Annotated in this window: 17 protein-coding genes; 6 read left to right on the plus strand and 11 right to left on the minus strand. The window is 38.9% G+C overall.

What is annotated here, in order from left to right:
• From ACH30E_RS14635 to rpsL, 6 genes are all read right to left on the minus strand, one after another.
• On the minus strand, window positions 1-1,754 hold a 1,754-nt coding region (locus ACH30E_RS14635), incomplete at its 3' end, for a beta strand repeat-containing protein (RefSeq protein ID WP_490847352.1).
• Window positions 1,755-1,759: 5 nt separating this feature from the next.
• Window positions 1,760-2,602: a hypothetical protein gene (locus ACH30E_RS14640; protein ID WP_490825427.1), complete on the minus strand. Its 843-nt coding sequence runs from the start codon at window positions 2,600-2,602 to the stop codon at window positions 1,760-1,762.
• Window positions 2,603-2,812: 210 nt separating this feature from the next.
• Window positions 2,813-3,328, minus strand: a complete 516-nt coding sequence (locus tag ACH30E_RS14645) for a T9SS type A sorting domain-containing protein (protein ID WP_490825428.1) — start codon at window positions 3,326-3,328, stop codon at window positions 2,813-2,815.
• Window positions 3,318-3,782 (minus strand): hypothetical protein, encoded by a 465-nt coding sequence (locus ACH30E_RS14650; RefSeq protein ID WP_294996467.1) that lies wholly within the window; start codon window positions 3,780-3,782, stop codon window positions 3,318-3,320. Before ACH30E_RS14650 ends, ACH30E_RS14645 begins: the two co-directional genes overlap by 11 nt.
• 515 nt (window positions 3,783-4,297) lie before the next feature.
• Window positions 4,298-4,765, minus strand: a complete 468-nt coding sequence (rpsG, locus tag ACH30E_RS14655; RefSeq protein ID WP_133475846.1) for a 30S ribosomal protein S7 — start codon at window positions 4,763-4,765, stop codon at window positions 4,298-4,300.
• A gap of 36 nt (window positions 4,766-4,801) precedes the next feature.
• Window positions 4,802-5,182 (minus strand): 30S ribosomal protein S12, encoded by a 381-nt coding sequence (gene rpsL, locus ACH30E_RS14660; RefSeq protein WP_026767866.1) that lies wholly within the window; start codon window positions 5,180-5,182, stop codon window positions 4,802-4,804.
• 912 nt (window positions 5,183-6,094) lie between these two features.
• On the opposite strand from rpsL, the gene ACH30E_RS14665 reads away from it, so the two are divergent.
• Window positions 6,095-11,170: a T9SS type A sorting domain-containing protein gene (locus ACH30E_RS14665; RefSeq protein WP_490825429.1), complete on the plus strand. Its 5,076-nt coding sequence runs from the start codon at window positions 6,095-6,097 to the stop codon at window positions 11,168-11,170.
• Between the two features lie 130 nt (window positions 11,171-11,300).
• On the opposite strand, the gene ACH30E_RS14670 is transcribed toward ACH30E_RS14665, so the two are convergent.
• Window positions 11,301-12,365, minus strand: coding sequence for a branched-chain amino acid aminotransferase (locus tag ACH30E_RS14670; RefSeq protein WP_294996473.1), 1,065 nt, complete (start codon window positions 12,363-12,365; stop codon window positions 11,301-11,303).
• 66 nt (window positions 12,366-12,431) lie between these two features.
• Between ACH30E_RS14670 and ACH30E_RS14675 the strand changes: the two genes are divergently transcribed.
• The 4 genes from ACH30E_RS14675 to ACH30E_RS14690 are packed head-to-tail and all read left to right on the plus strand — an operon-like array spanning window position 12,432 to window position 16,663.
• Window positions 12,432-12,959, plus strand: a complete 528-nt coding sequence (locus ACH30E_RS14675; RefSeq protein WP_490825430.1) for a hypothetical protein — start codon at window positions 12,432-12,434, stop codon at window positions 12,957-12,959.
• The gene (gene rdgB / locus ACH30E_RS14680; RefSeq protein WP_490825431.1) at window positions 12,959-13,549 is read left to right on the plus strand and encodes an RdgB/HAM1 family non-canonical purine NTP pyrophosphatase; all 591 of its coding nucleotides are present in this window, start codon (window positions 12,959-12,961) and stop codon (window positions 13,547-13,549) included. The genes ACH30E_RS14675 and rdgB overlap by 1 nt, the downstream gene beginning before the upstream one ends.
• On the plus strand, window positions 13,546-13,980 hold the full coding sequence (locus ACH30E_RS14685; RefSeq protein WP_490825432.1) for an acyl-CoA thioesterase: 435 nt from the start codon (window positions 13,546-13,548) through the stop codon (window positions 13,978-13,980). The genes rdgB and ACH30E_RS14685 overlap by 4 nt, the downstream gene beginning before the upstream one ends.
• Window positions 13,981-13,990: 10 nt before the next feature.
• Entirely contained in the window at window positions 13,991-16,663 is a 2,673-nt protein-coding gene (locus ACH30E_RS14690; protein ID WP_490825433.1) for a glycoside hydrolase family 3 protein, read from the plus strand.
• A gap of 112 nt (window positions 16,664-16,775) precedes the next feature.
• Here the strand turns inward: ACH30E_RS14690 and ACH30E_RS14695 are convergent, their stop codons facing one another.
• From ACH30E_RS14695 to ACH30E_RS14705, 3 genes are all read right to left on the minus strand, one after another.
• A complete protein-coding gene (locus ACH30E_RS14695; RefSeq protein WP_490825434.1) occupies window positions 16,776-17,519 on the minus strand; it encodes a shikimate dehydrogenase family protein in 744 nt (247 codons plus the stop codon).
• A gap of 1 nt (window position 17,520) precedes the next feature.
• Window positions 17,521-18,285 carry a phosphosulfolactate synthase gene (locus tag ACH30E_RS14700; protein ID WP_294996486.1) on the minus strand — a complete coding sequence of 255 codons (765 nt, stop codon included), beginning with the start codon at window positions 18,283-18,285 and terminating at the stop codon, window positions 17,521-17,523.
• 87 nt (window positions 18,286-18,372) lie between these two features.
• Window positions 18,373-19,794, minus strand: a complete 1,422-nt coding sequence (locus ACH30E_RS14705) for a tetratricopeptide repeat protein (protein ID WP_490825435.1) — start codon at window positions 19,792-19,794, stop codon at window positions 18,373-18,375.
• Window positions 19,795-19,927: 133 nt separating this feature from the next.
• Between ACH30E_RS14705 and ACH30E_RS14710 the strand changes: the two genes are divergently transcribed.
• Window positions 19,928-20,284: a hypothetical protein gene (locus ACH30E_RS14710; protein ID WP_294996492.1), complete on the plus strand. Its 357-nt coding sequence runs from the start codon at window positions 19,928-19,930 to the stop codon at window positions 20,282-20,284.
• A gap of 34 nt (window positions 20,285-20,318) precedes the next feature.
• On the opposite strand, the gene ACH30E_RS14715 is transcribed toward ACH30E_RS14710, so the two are convergent.
• Window positions 20,319-20,951 carry a hypothetical protein gene (locus ACH30E_RS14715; RefSeq protein WP_490825436.1) on the minus strand — a complete coding sequence of 211 codons (633 nt, stop codon included), beginning with the start codon at window positions 20,949-20,951 and terminating at the stop codon, window positions 20,319-20,321.
• Window positions 20,952-21,030: the final 79 nt, after the last annotated feature.

Below are 21,030 nucleotides of genomic sequence, written 5' to 3' on the forward strand. Positions count from 1 at the left end.
CTTAAGTTACTGATCGTTGCATTGGTTGCACTTACAGTTCCCGCTTCAATCGTTCCTGTTGCACTTAAATTAGTTAAGCCTGTCAGGTTAGTGATATTAGCTGTTGTAGCACTGATCGTATTTGTACTAATCGTGCCACTTGCAGTTAAGTTCTGGATATTCGCCAGATTAGTAATGGTATTCTGCGTGCCGATATTTAAAGTAGCGCTGATCGTGCCGCCTACGATGTTACCAGTTACAGTAATATTATCAAATGTTCCATTACCACCATTTACATTAGTCGCACTTACGGTACCAATCTGAGCAGTACCAGTTACACTTAAATTACTTAAGCCACTTAAGTTTGAAATATTTGCATTCGTTGCACTTACAGTTCCTGCCTGAATCGTATTTGTTACACTAAAATTAGATACACCTGTAAGGTTCGTAATATTCGCAGTAGTTGCACTGATCGTATTTGTACTGATCGTGCCACTCGCCGTTAAGTTCTGGATATTCGCCAGATTAGTAATGGTATTCTGCGTGCCGTTATTTAAAGTAGCACTGATCGTTCCCCCAACTATATTACCAGTTACAGTGATATTATCGAAAATGCCTGAACTTCCTGTAATATTTGTTGCACTTACACTACCGGCCTGTATAGTATTGGTAACACTTAGATTAGTAAGACCAGAAATATTCGAAATGTTCGCATTTGTTGAACTTAATGTTCCGGCTTGTATAGTTCCTGTTGCACTTAAGTTTGCTAAACCAGTCAGGTTGGTAATCTTAGCATTTGTAATATTGGCATTCGTAGCCGTAATCGAATTTACATTTGCAAGATTAGTGATACTTGCCTGAGAAGATGGGGATAATGTTCCGCTAAAAGTGCCTCCAGTGATAGTTCCGGTTACAACAAGATTAGGAAGTGTGTCAATATTCACTTTCAACTGCGCCATACTAGCACGTATAGCAGCAAGAGAATCCAGGAACCTGTTTTCCCTAACATAACCACTCAACATTACCGAAGTATCTTCAACAAATAATATACTTGACGAAGGAATCTTTCGGAGAACTCCACCAAAAGTTGTAACAATAGAATCTGTTCTTAAGCCATTAAATGTAGGAGCTGTTAACGTACCGACATTCCTCGGTTCCCATGTATTATTACTTGAATTGAAAACATAAACCTGCCCGTTTGAAGGTGCATTTCCAGAGATCAAACGCGACATCAATCGGTTAGCATTCCAAATTGGCGTTAAATATTTAGTTCCGATTGTCCAGTCGGTACCATTTACGGTAGTTACAGTAACACTTGAATCACCGCTCATGGTAATAGCGCCAGCGTATCCGTTAAAAGTAACCACTCCGGATGTTCCATTAGAACTACCAAAGCTGGTCCATACGCCCCTTTGTCTTACATAAAATTTTTCGTCTGCCAGACTATAAACAAGCATACCATTTCTAGCACTGTCATATGGAATAGCCAAAGTATCTGTTATACGAGGTAACAACAATGCTTTATCTAAACCATCGATTTGTAAAGCAATATGCCTGTTCAAAATAACACTTGTTCCAATAGCAACCCCTCTCGCATTCAATATCAGGTTGCCGTTCATATTCAAAGTAGTATCCGCACGGTGATTACCAAGGTTATCACCAAAGATCTGAGCATTAGTTTTGGTAGACACCAATGATAATAAGACTACTAATAAAATTAATAGCCCCTTTGGAATCGATGCAAATTTTCTCACTATGCGTTGACTAATACTCACTTAAATTATTTTACAAGGACTATTTTATATTTACTCCCTAATACCGTTACTTCATTTGCAGTAAAATTACCAAACCGAATATTCACCTTTCCGTCGGTCTTACACCATGCACCATAAACGGTCCAATCAATATAATCATCAAGTGCAGTAATTAAAATAGGATCTCCTACTTTTGCATTTGGAACATCTAACTCAATAACAGTAGTCGTATTGGGTTTGATTCTAGCATTAGCTCCTGCAATTTGATCCAAACTTGAAGTTACATTTGTGACTTGTGTAACATTTACCTGTGCGGCCTGAGGTACAGTCCAGTTTACATTTCCAAGACTATCCGTTGTTAAAAATGTATTTGGTGGCCCAGGAGAAATATTTGTATTCACATTCGTTACACTTGCATTACCTGCATACATAGCATAAGGCACACTCATAATTTGTGAGGTACCTATATCAACATAATTATTGGCAGGTATCCACCATGGAGCAGCAATTGATGGAGCAATCGCAATTTTTGTATTTACAAAATATGGACCATTACCCCAATCAATCTTATTCAAACTATCTTTTAAGGTCGGGTTATTGGTTCGGATCCCCTTTCCCATGGTATATCCGAATACACCATCATTATCAGATTGCACCTGCTGCGATTCCTCATATACCAAAGTTCCGTTCACCGGAGTTCCATGATATATCCCAAGGCGCAAATGAATAGTTCTATTGCGTGCAGGATTTCCCTGGTTGTCTTTTGCAACACTTTGCAAAAACCAAAATGGTGGCGGTTGGGCAATCAGACTCTCTGCCATAAAGACAAACAGTAATAGAATACCCAGTTTGATGGTTGTGTTTTTCATACACGATTAAATTGTATGGTTTCCAAATAAGTTTTACTTAATGGTTTCCCATAGGATACGGCTTTTAACCTTTTTTGGTTTTTCAGAGGACAAGACTTTTAAAAACTGGTTTTTCATAGGATATGTCAATGTCTTCCAATATGTTAGGGTAATATTGTAAAATACGAAACCTATCTTACAAAAATACCATATTTAGCCCCGTTTCAACGATTATAATTTGCTTAATTGCAAGCTATAACGCTTGTTCATCAACTCAACGGTTACCACATAAGTACCAGCAGCCCATCTATCTCCATTGATTTTAAAGCCTGCTTTAATCTTACTCATCTGGATCCGCTCGCCAAATAGTATTTTCCCGTCTAAAGCAATCACTTTAACTACACAAAACAGATTCTCATCAAAATCACCTGATGCTTTCAGCGTAGTCGAACCACGAGTAGGATTTGGATACATATTTAACGACAAAGAGAACTTCATAGTGTCTGCAACAGGAGGCTTTTCTTTACAAGACGGGTCAAAAGCCCCGGTTCCGTTATTTGCCACATTCAAAGAAGCGGCCGAGCCACCAATTACCAGACATTTAGAAGTACCACCCAAGTTCATAGATGGGGTACTTATAATTCCTCCATTCGAACTAAGGAAACTAATACTCATCTGAGCCTTACCAGAAACACTGGCAAGTACCATTAAAGCAACGATGATATATGCTAGTTTCTTAATTGGCATAGTAAACTTCTCTCACGATCTGCGCTGGTTGTCCTGCAGGAGCAGTAATCTCCAGGTCCATTGATTTCTCTTTTAACTCACGGATCACATAATCCCTTGTCAAAGCCCCTAATGGGCCATTGTTGATTGACTCTTTTAACTGAATTACACTTAACAGAAATGCATCTCCTCTGTTTCCATCATCATCAAGAAATGTGGCGAAAAAGGGTGTTTGCGTTCTTGTATAGGTTTTGTAATACTTTTTCTGGGCATCAGTAAGAGGCTGAATTACGCCATTTACATACACCGCTTTTAGAAACCATTGCTTATTACCAGTGCCAGTGAGGTAATCAAAAAGTTGCTCATGTTCAGATTTAGGAGTAACAGTTTCTTTACCACAACCAGCAAAAAACAAAGCGCCTGACACCAATAGGGTAGCCAAAATAAACGCTTGCATTTTTTGAATCAGTTTCATCTTTTGTTGATTTCCGGATTAGTTTGCTTGTTTGCTCAGAAATTGAATGCTTTCTGATCAGCATGGCTTGCAGAGGATAACGACCGTTTGTCATCTGTACGGGGCTGTTTTTGGATAAACTGGCATGACCGGACAGATCAAAGAGACGTGGATGGATTGGATCGGTTTGGTTTCAAAGGATTGGACCTGGTGTAAGCGGATTAAGACTTACAAGATTCGGCGTTGTGTTAAAACGCTGTCTTCAGAGAATAGGATTTTTTGTTGCTAATAATTGAAAATCAATTATTTAATACAGTAATCACAGCTTTTCTAGGACTGGATTAAGGGTAGGTTGAGTGTTTAAACTCATTAGGATTCAAGGCGCGGATTAAAACGTGGTACTTTGTAGGATTGGATATTGTTGTACAAAGATAGACTATGATGTGTAGTGAAAAAACTACTTATGATATTTTAAGCTAATTATAATCTCATAAAAAAAGCCCCAAATTGGGGCTTTTATATAAAATAAAGTTTATTTATACTTTAAAGTGAGAGAAGGCTTTATTTGCTTCAGCCATTCTGTGGGTATCTTCTTTCTTTTTAAAAGCTGCACCCTCTCCCTTACTGGCCGCTACGATCTCATTCGCCAGCTTATCTGCCATGGTACGACCATTACGCTCACGGCTGTAACGAATCAACCATTTCATGCTCAGAGAAATTTTACGGTCTGCACGAACTTCAGAAGGAATCTGGAAAGTTGCACCACCGATACGGCGGCTTCTAACCTCAACAGCAGGAGTTACATTAGCAATGGCCTTTTTCCAGGTCTCATAACCATCTTCACCAGTCATCTTGGTTACCTTGTCTACTGCATCATAAAAAATGTTGATTGCAGTACTTTTCTTACCCTGCCACATCAGGTTGTTAATAAAACGGGTTACCAGTTTATCATTGAAACGACCATCTGGTGCTAAGGGTAATTTTTTGGCTTGTGCTTTACGCATGACGTATTGTAATTAGCTGATTAACAGAATATTAGGTTATTTTTTTGCCTTTTCTTTCTTAGTTCCGTATTTAGAACGGCTCTTCTTACGATCTTTTACACCGGCAGTATCCAGGCTACCACGAACAATGTGGTAACGTACTCCCGGAAGATCCTTAACACGACCTCCACGGATCAGTACAATTGAGTGCTCCTGTAAGTTATGTCCTTCACCCGGAATATATGCGATAACTTCTACTTTATTGGTCAGACGCACTTTCGCTACCTTACGCAGAGCTGAGTTTGGTTTCTTTGGAGTAGTTGTGTATACCCTTGTGCAAACTCCACGACGTTGTGGACAAGCATCCAAAGCCCTTGATTTACTTTTGGCCCTGATAATTTCGCGACCTTTTCTAACTAATTGCTGTATTGTAGGCATTATTTACCGTTTAAAATTTCGGACGGCAAAGGTAATGGCTGCATCTGAAAATTCAAAAAGTTTTCGAAATTTTTACTGGAGACTGTGGATAATATCCTTATTTAAGCCATTTATAGGGCAAAAATCGCTCAAAAAATACACAAATAGCCGTGCTTAAACCCTGTTATTCCATTAAAAATAACCTCAACTATTCAGTAAACTCTTTATAACACCAACTGTAAAGTTTTTCAATAGAAGACAGTAAATAAACCCCCATCACACCCCCATCCTATCCCGATATAACTCCCATCAAACCCCACCCTTTAAAAGACCGCATTTAACTGGGGCATGATAGATATTTATAATGAATAATATTTCTGTGTAACACAATGCATTAGTGTTATTTGTGTTTATCTGACCATCATTTAATACTTTGAAAACCCTTTACCAGCTCATGTTGATATTTATCCTGAATACTCAATATTGGAAAATGTTAAGCCTTAAGCCTTTGCTAAACTGAAAATTTATGCTCTGGTGCGAGATTGTACCCATTGTTGTCTGGGGAAATTTAACCGCGAGCTATATGTGTCGCGTATGAAGACCTGTGTTCTATTAATAGCTGATTGTGCATTTAGGGCAACCAAATATTTCTTTAAGCAACTGACTTTATATTTTCGCCCCCTCTTAAATTCCATTAAAAGCAGAAAATCTAAAATAAGTACCCATCAAGGCTTGTAGCTTGCGGCCTGCAGCTTGAAGCCAATTTTCACCGGACAGCAATGGTTTGTACCTGTTCAAATGCTAAATGTACATACCCGCAATGGCCTCTAACAGGTAATAACCGCCTAAATCTGATGAATTATTACGCTGTTCATCTCAAGCCTTACTTCCGCTGATTGTCATGACCTAGGTTTATCCCGCAAAGTTCAGGATATGCCAAAGCAAATATTTCACCTATTTTATCTATTGTTATTTTCCTCTGTATTAAGAGGCCAACAATTGCCTACCCCTTTGGGCTATAACGATACCTCCTTAACCCTTCAACAGTCATTTAATACACTTCCTGTAACCGGAAGCATCAGCCTCATAGGCAAAGGTCCTTTTTCATTAGCCGATTCACCACTTCTTTTAACTGGGTTAGAAGGATGGTTTATCAGACAGATGACAGGCTCCCAATCAAATACAAATTTTTCAACCAGTACCGGCTCATCCACGGGAAGTGGTGTGTATAGTTTTGGTCCTTCGGGTAACATTAACAGAGCCCTGGGCACATTGGCTTCCGGAACTGGTATTTATGGATTTGGTATCATACTCAAAAACGAAACCGGAATAATACTGAATCACTTAACCATCCAGTTCCTCGCTTCACAATGGAGAAAAGGAGGTTCAGGCAATATCAATACCTGGAAATGTGGTTTTATCCAAAGTGATTCTTCAAACCTCCATCTGGATAGCATTAAGTTTCTCCCAAACCTGAACCTCAGCTCCATTCATACCAGTTCCGGTTCTGCCACATTAAATGGGCAATTACCCATTAATCAAAACCTCATTTCAAACACCATTACAGACATACGATGGCTTCCAGGTCAGTATTTAGTATTTCAATGGTCAGATGCCGACGAAACAGGCTCAGATGATGCAATGGCTATCGATGATTTTAGTTTCAAAGCAACACAGGAAATCGGGCCACCAACTATCGGAGCAATTCAGGTTGATTCGATTTCAAGTCGATCAGGAATTATAAAAGCAATTATCGATGATCAATTAGCTGCTACCAACTTGGAATTATTGTTAGATACTTCCATACATTTTACAACACCTATTTCAATTCACTCATTGATTAATGCAGGAACCGGACCTGTTTTAGTTACAAATCCTATCCTAGGATTGCTTCCTAAAACGAAATATTATTTCCTTTTAAAAGCCATCAACCAATCTGGAACTTTACTCAGTAGCATCGACTCCTTTACAACAACCGTGGATTTGCCAATTATTACTACAGATTCAATCACACCATTAAATGAAAAAGATTGCATTATTCACGGCACTATAATTGCCAATGGTGGTAGTCCAATTATAGCATCTGGTTTCTGTTGGGGACGAGACTCGCTCTTTAATGAAAAAACATGTATACCACACACTGGCTCCTTCGTGAATTTTAATGATACTATTTTTCAATTACCTACGGGAACAGCGATTTATTTTCAGGCTTATGGTACAAACGAAGCCGGAATCACCTATGGAAAAAACATTTTATGGCATACACCAACCATTGTGCAATCTTTTGAAAGAACGGGGAATGCCATCACTAATCTTGATACAGTTTACTATCGCATTTACTTCAAAGATTCTCTTCAAAATATCAGCGCCGGAGATTTTCAATTATCTGAAAATACAAATTCGGATGCAACAATTGTTAGCCTTACAAATGAAAGCTACTCCTGGCTGATTGCTATATCAACCGGGAATTCCGACGGCATAATTACGCCCGTTTTTTTAAAGAATAATACATATCAACCAGTAGTTTTCAATGCACCTTTTGCTGCCAATCAGACAATAATAGACAAAACAAAACCATTCATTAAATCAATCACCTATGACAACAAACCTTACAAGGCAGGAGACACCATACAATTAACAATAAACTTAGTTCCAGAAAAAAATTCATTAGAACTTATTAACGGAAATTTAGCAGGATACCCACTCCAATTGTTTACAAGGTTGAACGATAGTTGTTGGAAATCATATTGTGTAGTCAAAACAAATTCAGGAAGTCGTGAAATAAATGCTTCAGAAAATTTATCCGCAACAATTCGCATCCGTGATCAAGCAGGAAATGAAAATATCGATTCTATATTCATCATCAATTATGATAACGACCCTATTGATTTAACGAAACCCAAAATAGAGCGAATTGTTTTGCCAGAAAAAATGATGTATAAATCTGGGGACAGTTTATTCTTACAAATACTTTTTACCGAAGCAATAAAAATAGATAGTTCATTAGGTAGCCCATTGCTGTCCATTACTATCGGAACCAGGGTGAAAAATCCATACCTCTACCGATCCTACTCCCAATCACTCGAATTTTGCTACATCATCCAACCTGATGAGCTAGATATGGACGGTATCAGAATCAGTAACACCATCACACTAAACAACGCCATAATTTTAGATTTAGCAGGCAACCAATTGATCAATCAAATTCCCAATGCGGGTGTTTTTAGTCAACATCGCGTCGATGCAGTTGCTCCTATAGTAAATAATGTGATCACACCTGCTGCAAAAAATTATGGAATGGGCGACACCATTTCTTTTTCTGTATTCATTTCAAAGCCACTCATTATCCCATCGAATATCCATGGATTCGGCATTCAAATCAGCGCAGCTTCCAACATCTATAAAGCCCTCTATATTGCTGGAACACAAAACCCGTTAAAATTTTACTGGATTGTTCCACCTGGTGTTTCAGATAAAAAAGGTATCAGCATTTCATCGATATTAATGAATTGTGCTGGCATTACCGATAGTAGTGGGAATGATTTATTGCCTGTGTTGAGAAATATAGGAAGCTTGAGTAATATTATTGTTGATGGAATTGTGCCGCTTTTTATGGATAGCTCTAATATTGTACAGGTATGTTCAAAAGGAGTTACCTCAATGATTTCCATCTTACAGGCAGCAAATATTGAATTGGGAGAAAACATTGAATGGAGTTTGGTAAAAGCCCCTTCAACCGGAATTATTTCTGGACTTCCAGCAAGTAGTAAATGGACTTCCAACAATAATAGCTTACCAACAATAAGTTATTCTTCTTCCGCATTTTTCGCCAGAACTGATGAATGTATTATCCAGGTTTCAGATGGTATAAATTCCAGCAGGAAAAAAATATTCCTACAGGTTAATGAGCCTATCAACGTAAATCGTATTGCATCTGGTCAGGTTATTTGTGCTGGTTTTTCTGCAGTTCCGCTAACTGGTAATACCGAAGGTGGAAATGGCGTTTTTGAATTCAAATGGGAATCAGCAGATACAGGTATAAATAAATCTTTTGTCACAGCCAGTGGTCAATTTAACCAAGCCAGTTATTTCCCATTAAATCTCCAGCAAAGCATGAGATACAGACGGATAGCATATTCTGGCGGATGTGTGGATAGTTCTGCGGAAGTACTGATTCAGGTAAAAAACAAGGGATTATGGTTGGGCAGCAGTTCAGACAGTTGGCATCATGGCGCTAACTGGTGTGGTGCTTTGGTACCAGATCAGCTAACCGATGTTTATTTATCCGAGACAGCTACTCATCGATCTGTAAAAATTACGGATAGTGCATTTGCAGGTTCAATATTCGCAGCACCGAATACAGCGTTACAAATAAATGGCACGTTGGTTTTGAGAAACAATATCACTGGAAACAATAATATAGACGCAAGATCCGGAACGCTTATAACAAGTTCAAAAGAAAAACAAGCATTGAAAACTGGATCTTTCCTAAATAAATCTGTAGCCAGACTTATCGCAAAAGGAACAGAATTGGAAATCATTGATACAATCAATGTCACAGATTATTTATCCATTCAAAAAGGTCAATTAAATACCAATAACAAACTTATCTTATCCAATAACGCTTCCAATTATCCAAATGCGCCTGGCACTATTCTTAAGGGCGACATTCAATACCATCATTTAATTAATGGCAGGGATCGCGAGCAATTTCTGCATCATCCATTTCAATCAGATTTACCTATTTATCCTAAGGATACAAACCGAGTGATATTTGAAAATGAACAAACTATTTTCACCTCTACTACTTTCCCTGCAGATAATGTTTATACATTGGGTGGAATACAACAATCACCGGATGGACTTCCATTATTATCATGGCAAAAAATACAGTCAAATCCAGCTTTTCAAGGAACAAAATGGGCAAAACAACAAGGCATTATTTTATCTATTCCCGGAACCATAAAAAATGAAGCAGCACCTATTTCCTTGCTTTTTAAAGGTCGTCTGGAAACAGGTGATGTAACTGTTGAATATCCTGCATCACCAGACAGTAATTTTATTTTTACTGGCAACCCATTGTTGGCTGATATACATTCAAAAAATATCATCAGGTCTGAAGGCATTGGTAACTATTATTGGATTTGGGATACCAGTATGGCAGAAAATGGAGCATACCGTACAAAAGCTTTTAATGCCAACAATCGAATTAAAAAGTTTGAAGGATATATCATAAAAACAATACCTGATCAACCCATTTGGCTAACCTATCCTGAACAATCTAAAATGGTATCCCCAATTCCTGATTCTTTAGCTGATATCATCGAAAACACTTATCAAATGGAAATATTACTTATGCATGATAGCATTATTTATGACCAGGTTTTGTTACTTGATACTGATATAGCCCGAACAAGATTTGATGCAGCAGATGCGGAAAAAATAGCCAACCCTGGTGCAAACCTTTATACACTTAGCGCAGACAGCATACCCCTTGCTATAGATGCAAGATGGATGACAAACCGAACCTATATACCACTATGCATTCATACTAATCCACCGAAACAGTTTAGTTTAAAATTTTCAAGGACCTGGTTAAAGCCAGGCATTCAACTTGAATTACATGATCATTTTACAGGAAGGAAAATGAGTATTACTAAAAACAAATCTTATGATTTTGATATAACATCCGATACGGCAAGCTTTGGCAGCAACAGGTTTGTTATAAGATCACCCATACCACCAGAACCAATTGAAGAACCTTTGCAATTACAACTATATCCGGTTCCCTCCTACAATATGCTTACACTGGTTTTCCAGGGACGAAAAAAAAGCCTGACAACCATTCTGGTAAAAACCTTACAAGGACAGGTATTGATCAGCCGAGCTATGGGAGAACAGCTAAGTTTTACAGAGCAGGTTTCACTTTCCGGTTTATTAAGAGGTACTTACCTTGTTGAAGTACATTCAGGGAAACTGGTAATTGCTAAAACTTTTATTAAACTTTAATGGGTATCAAAGTTAGCGTGAAGGTCCATAGACCATAGTCAATAGTCCATGGAGAATTGACCATGGACTATTGACTATGGACCATGGTCTACGGTCCACACCCTTAAAAGTTCAAATGAAATAAATCGTATTAAACACGATACATCCAGCCATGGGTATCTGCTACCTTTCCTTCGCGGATATCGGTTAACCTGGCTTTTAATTCAGGAGCAGTTTTCCATTTATCTGTATCAAAATGCATTACATAATCCTTATAACGCAATTCTTTAATCATTGAAATAGTTGCTGCAGTGCCTGTTCCGAATACTTCGTACAATAATCCGGCACGATGCGCATCCATCAGGTCTTCAATACTGATTTTTTTCTCAATAACCTCAAAGCCCATGTCTTTAAGCACTTCCATCGCACTATCCCTGGTTACACCAGCCAATATCGTTCCTTCTTCAAGTGAAGGAGTTACCGCAGTATTTCCAATGATGAAGAATACATTCATGGTACCTACTTCCTGCAAGTAACGGTGTTCAAAAGCATCTGTCCAAAGAACCTGATCATAGCCTGCTTTTTTAGCTTGCGCTGTAGCAAGCATACTTGCCCCATAGTTACCGGCATTTTTAGAGAAGCCTACCCCACCCGGTGCAGCACGTGTGTATTTTTCTTCTACATAAATTTTCATCGGGGCGGTGTAATATGGTCCGGTAGGACTCAATATTATCATGAACTTATAAGTATCAGAAGGTTTTACACCAATTACAGGATCAGATGAAAACATAAATGGACGGATATACAATGAATGGTCCTTCATTGATGGAACCCAGTTCCTGTCTATATCAATCAACATACGCATACCTTCCATGAAAATTTCTTCAGGTACGGTAGGCATCTGCATACGCTCAGCAGAAATATTGAATCTTTTAAAATTATCCTGTGGGCGGAAAATGGCAACATTACCATCCTGGTCTTTGTAAGCCTTGATGCCTTCAAAAATAGCCTGACCATAATGCAGGGCAGCAACTGATGGCTCCATCAGCAAAGGCTGGTATGGTTTTATTTCTACATTTTTCCACTCACCGTTCTCATAATCAGCCTCAAGCATGTGATCCGTGAAATATTTCCCAAAAGGAATATTTTCCAACGTCATATCGAGTAACTTACTGGTCTCAACTTTCGTAACGTTTATGTCTAGTGCTGCTGTCATAGTTCTATATTTGGCGCAAAGAAACAAAAAAATTAAAAACTAACAATCGTTAATATTTTTAGTGGAATGAATCCATCAAAAACACAACTTCCCGATTTCGTGCTTTCCGATCTGTATAAATCACATCTGGTGGTTATTGAAGCGGCTTTAAGCGAAGGCAATTTACCGAAAAAAAAAGAGCCGGTTGCCCCAATAAAACATGAATTTTTAGGGGATAACCGTAAAAATATTAGCATTTTAGTCAAAGATGCCACTGCGGTTTACCTAAATGACCATTCCCTGCAGTTTTTGTCTGCCATTTTATCAGCCTGCAAACTGAACCTGGGTGATGTTGCCATTGTAAATCATTTGAACACCCCACTCGATTTGACTGCGATTAAAAGCTGGCTCCATCCAAAATACCTGATGGTTTTCGATATTGCTGCTGCTGATTTGCAGTTACCTTTTGACCTACCCAACTACCAGGTACAGGCGTATGATAACTGCTCCATGCTATTCGCTCCCTCTCTTGAATTGATGACCGCTGACACCAAAGAAGCTAAGCTTGAAAAAAGTAAACTTTGGCTCAGCCTTAAAAATATGTTCAACCTGTGATGAATAAACCCATACTCATTTTTGCCACAAATAATCAGCATAAAGTTGATGAAATCAATCATGTGATTGGCAAACAAGTGCAAGTCATTAGTCTTAAAGAAGCTGGCATCGACATAGATATTCCCGAGCCTCATCCAACCCTCGAAGCCAATGCAACAGAAAAATCTGCCACCATACATCGGTTAACGGGAAAAAATGTATTTAGTGAAGATACCGGACTTGAAGTTTTTGCACTCAATGGCGAACCTGGTGTAAAAAGTGCACGTTATGCGGGTGATGACAAAAACTTTCAGGCCAATATCGACAAATTACTTTTGAACCTAAAAAATCATTCCGACAGATCTGCCCAATTCCGAACTGTCGTATCGCTGATTTGGAACAATCATGAATACCAGTTTGAAGGAATCTGTAAAGGCAACATTGCTTTGATACAAACCGGCAAAGAAGGATTTGGATATGATCCTGTATTTATACCCGACGGCGCTACAGATAGTTTTGCAACTATGAGTATGGATGAAAAGAACCAATTCAGTCATCGCAAAAAAGCCATTGTACAATTGGTGGATTTTTTAAACCAACAAGACCAATGAACAGAATAAAATTAACTCTACCTCCTATATTTTCGTTCACAACAGAACTGGTAATCCGTATCACTGATCTGAATTATGGAGGTCATGTAGGCAATGATGTATTTTTATCGCTGATCCATGAAGCCCGACAGCAATATCTTTTATCACTTGGATACCAGGAACTATCTTTTGAAGGCACCGGACTTATTATGGCAGATGTGGCACTTGAATACAAAAAAGAATTAAACCATCTCGATCGTATCCGCATCGGTGTTGTAGCCGCAGATCTCGACAAACTTGGTTTCGACCTCTATTACAAAATTGAAGTGGCAACAACAGAAGGATGGGTTATTGCTGCTAAAGCCAAAACAGGCATGATTTGTTATGATTATACCGCCAAAAAGAAAACCAGTATCCCAGAAGCGGCCATAACCAAGCTTACTCAATTTTAAGTTTTGTAAAATGAAGCAGTTTCGAATAATCATTATACTGTTCGCTGCATTGATTACCTGTGTCGTTAGCATTGCACAAAACATGCTGCCTTATAAAAATAAATCTCTCCCAATTGCTGAAAGGGTAAAAGACCTGCTCTCGAGGATGACCAAAGAAGAGAAGTTCTTTCAACTTTTTATGATACCAGGCGAAATCAAAAAAGGAGAAGAAGATAAATTTAAACATGGATTATTCGGATTTCAGGTGAGTGCTGGTTCAGACGGTAATGCATCACAACAAATGCTGCAATACAATACACGAGAAAATGCAGTTAGTCTGGCAAAAAAAATAAATGCCCTGCAAAAGTTTTTTGTAGAACAAACAAGACTGGGCATACCGATGATACCTTTTGATGAAGCGCTTCACGGGCTTGTAAGAGAAGGCGCTACTGTTTTCCCTCAAAGTATTGGCTTAGCTGCGTCCTGGAATACAGGCCTTATGAGCGAAGTTTCGGCAGCGATAGCAAAAGAAGCAAGTGTAAGGGGAATCAGACAGGTATTATCCCCGGTAATTAATATTGCTGCAGATGTTAGATGGGGACGAACAGAAGAAACCTATGGTGAAGATCCTTTTCTAAGTTCTGCAATGGGAGTTGCTTTTATTCAATCATTTGAGCAACGACAAATCATCACCACCCCTAAACATTTTATTGCCAATGTGGGAGATGGTGGCAGAGACAGCTACCCTATTTATTACAACGACCGCCTATTACAGGAAGTACATTATCCCCCGTTTATCAATGCCATCCAAAAAGCTGGCGCAAGGTCTGTTATGACGGCCTATAACTCTGTTGATGGTTCACCAGCTACCGCAAATAAAAAACTACTTACAGAAACGCTTAAATCAAAATGGGGCTTTAAAGGGTTTGTAATTTCAGATGCCAGTGCGGTAGGCGGCGCCAATGTACTTCACTATACAGCTTCTGATTATGATGACGCAGGCAGACAAGCGATTGAAAATGGTCTTGATGTAATATTTCAAACACAAATAGATCATTACAAACTTTTCATACCTCCATTTTTGGATGGCCGTATTTCCAAGGAAAAGATCGATGATGCCGTTTCAAGGGTTTTGAAAGCTAAATTTGAACTGGGACTTTTTGAGCAACCGTATGTAGATGAAAATGCGGCGACTGATACCAGTTTTCAAAAAACGCATAGCCAACTGGCCAGGAAAGCCGCACTTGAATCTATTGTATTACTGCAGAATAAAAATAAAGCACTACCTCTTTCGAAAGATATCCGTTCAATTGCCCTGATCGGAAAAGATGCAGTTGAAGCACGACTTGGCGGATACAGTGGTGCGGGTAATAATAAGATTAATATTTTAAAAGGATTACAGGCATTATTACCTAACACGATTATCAGGTATAAAGAAGGAGTTCCGAGAACCGATGAACCATATCCCCTAATTCCTGAAAATGTTTTGTTCCATAAATCCGGGAACAATATTTTACCTGGACTTCAAGCCGAATATTATAACAATGTCTCCGTTTCAGGTGTACCTGTTCTGGAAAGAACAGATAAGCAAATCAATTTTCACTGGACCTTATATGGCCCTGATGCACGTTTAGAGAATGATTTTTATAGTGTCAGGTGGAAGGGAATTCTACGTGCACCGGTAACCGGAAATTTTAAAATTGGCATAGAAGGAAATGATGGCTTTCGTTTATATATCGATGACAAACTGGTAATTGATCAGTGGGAGAAACAAAGCTATCATACCAGGATGTATTCAATTAATCTTAAAAAGCAGCAAGATTATCCGATAAGAATTGAATTCAGAGAAACCAATGGAAATGCGCATATCCAGTTACGCTGGAATGTAAATTCACCGGATAATCATGAGGTCGCCATAAATGAAGCTCTTGCTTCTGCCAAAGCATCAGATATAGTTATTGTAACTGCCGGCATAGAAGAAGGCGAATTTCGCGACCGGGCCTCGTTAAAATTGCCTGGTCACCAGGAAGCATTGATCAATGCACTCACAAAAACAGGCAAAAAAATAATTGTTGTTTTAATTGGCGGCAGTGCCATTAACATGACTGATTGGATCGATAAAGTAGATGGCATTATCGACGCCTGGTATCCCGGAGAACAAGGTGGATATGCCATTGCTGATGTGCTAACTGGAGCCTATAACCCTTCAGGAAAATTACCCATCAGTTTTCCAATTTCAGAAGCACAGTTGCCCTTGGTCTATAACCATGCTCCCACTGGTCGTGGCGATGATTATAATAACCTTAGTGGACTTCCCCTATTCCCGTTTGGATTTGGGTTGAGTTATACCAGTTTTGAGTATACTGATTTAAACATTGAAAAAAGTTTATTGAAAAATGGAGACAGCACAACCGTTTCCTGTATGGTTCATAATACCGGTAATCTGGCAGGTGATGAAGTGGTGCAATTATATATTCGGGATAAACTGTCTTCTGTTGCGCAACCGGTTATGCAATTAAAAGGATTTGAGCGCATTCACCTGAAAGCGGGAGAAAGCAGGAAAGTTCAATTTAAAATATTACCCGAGCATCTTTCATTACTAAATAATGAACTAAAAAAAGTAATTGAACCAGGCACATTCAGCATAATGATTGGCTCCTCCTCCCGAGAAATTAAACTCAAAACCACATTAAGGGTAGAATGATGATCTTTGATTTTTTGATCTTTGATTTTTGAATTCTGACTTTTGAATTTTGAATTCTAATCAATTCACTTCGATATTGAATATTGGTTATTGATTATTGGATATTGGAAATTCACCTCCCTTTCCCTTCGTTCCAAATTCTCCAACTTTCTTCCGCTTGGATTACCAGCATTTCTGCGCCATTTTGAATGGTAGCCCCGGCGTCTTTGGATTTTTGGAGGAATAATGTTTCTGAAGGATTATAGATTAGGTCGAAGCAATGATGCGCGGCTCCGATAAAAGAATAAGGTATTGGCGGACATTCATTGATATTGGGAGACATGCCCAGTGGCGTTGTATTGATGATTAATGTGTATTCCTGCATGGTTGCTTCATCAAGCTCCTGATATGAAATGGCCAGGTCAGAAGATTGTCTTGATACGTATTTGAATTGAATGCCCCGCTTGTTAAAAACATAAGCCACTGCTGCTGCTGCCCCGCCTGTTCCAAGTATCAATGCCTTGGTATGGTGGGGTTTCAGGAAGGGTTCTAAAGATTTTTCAAATCCAACCACATCGGTGTTATGCCCGGTAAGAACGCCATTTTCAATACGCACACAATTACATGCTCCCATCGTTTCTACTACTGGCGACCAAGACTTGAGAAAAGCAAGTATTGCTTTCTTATAGGGAATAGTAACATTAAACCCACAAAGGTCTGTATTGGCCTTTAAAATGCCCGTTAATTCATTAATATCGGGAATGGAATAATTCTCATAGAGTGCATCCTCAATCGATTCCTTTAAAAATTTTTCCGTGAAATATTTTTGTGAAAAGGAATGACTGAGCGGATACCCGATAAGACCGTAGCGTTTCATCTTAGGCTTTATTGAGATAAAGCTCAAAAGTATCGCCTCGCAAGCCTACACGCATTGCTTCCAATGCAAGTATTTCGTTGGGGGCAATATTTCCAAGGTTTACATTGCAACCAATAAGCTCAAGGAAATATAATTGTTGTGCTTTCTGCGGTGCTTCCCAAATAATTTTCTCTTCTGGTATCTGTGTCAGAATTTCCTGAACAAGTCCTTCACGAACTTCTCCGCTTCCTCTGTAAATACCCACATTACCTGCTTCTCTTGCTTCTGCAATAACATAAGATGAGCCAGCTTCAAGTTCTGCCCGCATTAATTCAATCCATTTATAAGGAGGGATAATATGTGCGGCATCTTTACTACCAACTTCACTTAATACTGTACCGTGTTTGGTTAACTTTTCAATATAACCACATTTTTCAGCATGCGGGATACTGATAGAGCCATCGCTTACTTCCATGTATTGAATACCATAGTCTTTACAAACATTGATATAATCTTCAAACTGATTACGAATCAGGAAAGCTTCAAAAAGAGTTCCACCAAAATAAATTGGAATATTATACGACTGGTATGCTTCAATTTTCTGGCGAAGATTAGGGGTAACGAAAGAAGTACCAAACCCAAGCTTTACAATATCAACATGCGGACCACCCACACTCATGAAATTATGGACCTCATTAATACTAAGTCCTTTATCCATTACCATTGTTAAACCGGAAGTACGAGGTTGTTGTGTTCTGACAGGAATCTGTGAAAGGTTAAAATTCATGTAGGTTGTTTTACGCACGCAAAAATAAGTTAATCAGCGCATTTTGCAGGCGACCTTTTCACGTTTAGCAGGAAAGCAGCAAATTGTTTATATTTTTTTCCCCTTTTTATAACGGGCCACAATATCTACAACCTGGTTATTTTGGAGTATAGCAGGATTTAATTCAATGAATTTCTTTACCAGTTTGGGCGCCTTCTCCATTCCTTCTTCTAATTTCAGTAATGCATCTTTGGATTTTCCCATCATAAAGAGCAGGGCACTCTGGTAAAAAAGAAATAGCGGTTTACCGTCGGTTGCTTTTAGTGCCGCCTGACTTTGCTCAATGGCTTCTTCATTAAACCCGGCTTTGATCAGGCAACGAATCAGGGCTTCCCATCCGGCTACATTTCGGGTTTTATGTCTGACCACAGTACCGAAATACTGGATCGCATCTTTGTAGTGGTGGAGGTTCATTTTGCATTCACCCATTGCCAGGTTGTATTCCGGAACAGATCTATGAATGCGCATGGCATTTTCCAACTGTTTCACTGCACTGGCCCACTGCTCTTCCAGCATATAGGTAACCGCAATTTTGTAATGCAGTTTACTGTCGTCCGGATTCAAATGCACCGCTTTCTTATAATGAAATCTTGCCTGGGCATAATTACCCATGCGGTGGTAGCAATGACCGATTGCTTCGTAAATCACATCTTCGGGGCGTGTAAGCTCTAATACTTTTTCAAGTACTTCAATTGCTTCCTTGTATTTACGCAGTCGTAAATAGGCATCGCCCATATTGCGATAGGCGTAATCAAATTTTTCGTCGATTGCCACCGCATATTGGTAGGCGTCAATTGCCTTTTCATAGAGTTTTAATCCCTGATAGGCTGCGGCAAGGTTAAACCAGGCCAATTCACTAAAGGGGTGATCTTCTATTATGCGCTGGTGTAAACGTATGCTTTCCTCGTTCCTTCCGGTGAAATCGGTCCAGAAGCAGATTTTATACAATGCTTCTTCATTGGATGGGTCTTCTTCCAATATCAGCTTCAGGCAATCAAAAACTTTATCAAACTCTTCATAATCATCGTACACATCTGCCAGTTCAAACAATAAATCAAGCCTTTCTTCCCCTTCGAATAATTCCAGGGCGGCTTCTAAAAGCTCCACGGCCCTGGGCTGCTGGTCGAGGGCCAAATATGCATCTGTTTTTAATATGTAGAGGTTGATATCGCTGCTATCGTATAATTCGGCATTTTCCAGTACTTCCAATGCTTCTTTGTACTTTCTGGAGGCGAGTAATAAATCGGCCTTTTTGATCATCAGTTGCGATGAGTACGGATATTGCTCCAATCCCATCTCAGCAGCGTCAAGTGCTTCATTGATATCGTCTTTCTCATCGTAATAATCTATAATACGTTCGAAAGCATCTTCTTCAATAAAGCTGTGTTGCCGGCCTTGTTTGAGGTTTTGATACTGTTGGAGGAGTTCTTTGAGGGCTTCTCTGTCTTCGCGGTACGGATTATCTCTCATCTTCAATGGGTTTACCTAAAATAGGCTAAAAAAACCTTTTTTCAAAGTTTTCCGTAACTTTTTTTACAACTAAACGTTAACTTAATATTGTGTAAATTGTTTTTTTATTTAATAAATATTTATCTTTGTCAAAATGATCGTCCGTAAACATACCAGAAAATTAGCGATTGCAGCCCTGTTTGTACTGGGTGCGCAATTGGCATTTGCTGCGTTTACTTTTACGGGTATTACAGAAAAGAAGGCAAAAGACGCTACTTATAGCCTGAAGAATCTGAACCACCTTTCTTCTAAAGCGGTTTCTTACGCATCATTGAAATATTCACTGCACCTTAAGAATGGTACTCAGCCATTAAATCAACAAGCTACTTCTAATGGAATGGAAGTTACTTCGCTTGTTCGTTATAATAATGGCAACACTTCTTACGTATACCCTTACAAATTCAAAGTAAAGGTTCCAAAGTTTAAAACGCCTGCACCTGCGCAGCGTTAATCTGTTTCCTGTTTTATTATTGATTCTCCTTTGATTAGTTAAGTATTCTGTACCCGCTTGTTGGTATATCAAACCTTGATGCCGCTACAGGATTAAAATTAATTTGAGATGCGGTATACTTTATTTTCTTCCCCTCGCCTTCTGTTGCTTCATATTCAAGAACCAAACCAGGAATATCTTTAAACTGGTATTCAAATTCTTTTACAGACGGAGCGATATTATTTGCATAATACACTGTTAGACCCGTACCATCGCTTAATTCCAGTATCATTTTCTTACACTCATATCCCAGGATGGTTTTGGTTTCGTCAGATTTAATCAGTTTCATATTGTCGTATCTGGCATGTTCTGCAATCCATTTTTGCTGATCCAGCTTGGTTAAAAACTTATTGGCCCCGATATGACGTAAGATCGTTGCAGTAGATGTTTGTTTATTATAAATAACAGATTGTGAGAAAGAAGGACTCACCAAATCGGTTCGGCTATTTACCCCTTTTATATAAACTGTTTTAGTAGTAGCACGAAGTGTTGCTGCTGCTGCTGCATCGGTGGCCTGATCGTCGAGGGTTATATTATACACTACCGTACATTCTGCCACAACACGCTGCTGTGCAAACATTAAGGTTGAGATGAACAGCAAATAAGTAAATATTACCAGTTTTTTCATACGGGTCATTTGTATAAATAGATACAATTCCGTGCCAATGTTAATAAAAAAGCCCCGCAACAGGTGCAGGGCTTTCAAA

The organism is Sediminibacterium sp. FW305-C-61, from assembly GCF_058231065.1.